The following is a 1,569-nucleotide window of genomic DNA, read 5'->3' on the forward strand; positions in this document are numbered from 1 at the left end:
GAACGGCATGCCCCACTGCGGGAACTTCGCCTCGAACTCGTCCATCTCCTCGATCTGCGGGCATTGCTGTTTGCGATCGAGCGAGAAATCGAAGTCCTTCGCCGGCAGCAACGCGCCCGCCGGCAGACCGTGAGCGCGCTTGAGCGCCAGCATGCGGTACATCACGCTCCCCTCGCGGTTGGCTGCGGCGTTCGGGGCGCGCTCGTTCAGCACGGGGTAGAAACCCCTGCCCCGCCAGGCGGCATTGCTCTTGGCATCCATGAACAAGCGTGTCGGCTCCGCGGCAATGAGACGCGCGGCATCGTACACGATGTCTTTGCTGGCACCGCGCGTGACGCCCTGGTAGGCGGAAAGCTTCAGCTGGCAGGGCGCGTCGTAACAGCCGTGGCAGACCACACAGCGACTGTCGAGAATCGGTTTGACGTCACGCCCGAAGTCGATGTCGGCGCGCGCCGTGGACGGCCGATCGTAGCGGGCCGGGTCGACCGGGCCATACTCGCGGTCGAGGTGGTAGTCATAATAGGTGGCACAACCAACGAAACTTGCCAACAGCATCATCGTCAGGAGGGCACGCATCGTCGAGTCTCGGCCGTGAGATTGCGGGAAGTGTAACGAACCGCCGTCGGGCACGGCAACCTGAACCATGTGAGAAGCGGCTGGCGGCCTGCCCTGCGACGCACTGGCTCTTTTCTCAATTGGCCTGCGGCCGAGCCCTTGCTACAGCCAGTCCACCAGCACGATGCCGGCACCGATGGTGTTCTGCTTCCAGTTGTAGTCGATCAAGGTTTCACCATAACCGGTGGTGATCTTGACGTAGCCCCTGAGGCGTCCTTGGATCGGAAAGCTCCAGGTGTCCGTGGACGAAGCGTTGCCGGCGTTGTAACGCGCGGTCACCGAGAACTCCTGCTGGCCCCAGTGGTAGATTGCCGTGACATCGCCATAGCCCATGTAACGCATGATGTCAGGGTTGTCGTCGTCGCCGGCACTGTCCTGAATCCGAGCCCAGGGACGAACCAGCAAGGCGAAGTTCCCACGCTCGAAACCTAACTGGGTGTATACGCGATTCCAACTGCGCGACAGCGGATTGGCGCGGCCGTTGGACTGGTGCACCAGACCCAGGCTGACGAAACGGCCGGTGAGACCGAGCAGGTCGTAGCGCGTGGGAAACAACAGGAACATCTCCGGCATGTAGTTGGTTTCACGAAACGGCGCGGAATGCTCGTGGTTGTAGACCTGCCATTGGCTCTGTTGGGTGTAGGCAAGCCACAGATCCGCTTGGCTACCAAAGAGGCTAAAGAGGTTCTCGGCGGCTTTGAACTTGAAGCTCAGCTGAAACTCCGCCTCGTTATCCTGGAGCGGCGCACTAAAGGGCTGCGGGTGCGCGGGCGACTGGGGCGAGTCGTTGCTGTTGTCAGTGTGAACTACCGCCAGGATAAACAGCGGCTGATGCGGGCGCAGCGCCCATGGTCCCTGCTTGGTTTCGGGGTCGAGTTCCCAGCGCGCCGAAAGCGCCGTCGGCGGGACGGCGCCGGGCGCCGGCTTGGGCGCTGGGACCGCGCCGAGTTGTTC

General features: G+C 62.8%; 2 protein-coding genes. Both read right to left on the bottom strand.

What is annotated here, in order from left to right; genetic code table 11:
* The coding region (locus WB402_RS13155; protein WP_424208589.1) for a fatty acid cis/trans isomerase at positions 1-576 on the bottom strand (576 nt) is incomplete at its 3' end.
* A gap of 141 nt (positions 577-717) precedes the next feature.
* The coding region (locus WB402_RS13160) for a phospholipase A (protein ID WP_424208590.1) at positions 718-1,569 on the bottom strand (852 nt) is incomplete at its 5' end.

The organism is Sulfuricaulis sp., from assembly GCF_049587675.1.
Classification (GTDB): Bacteria; Pseudomonadota; Gammaproteobacteria; order Acidiferrobacterales; family Sulfurifustaceae; genus Sulfuricaulis.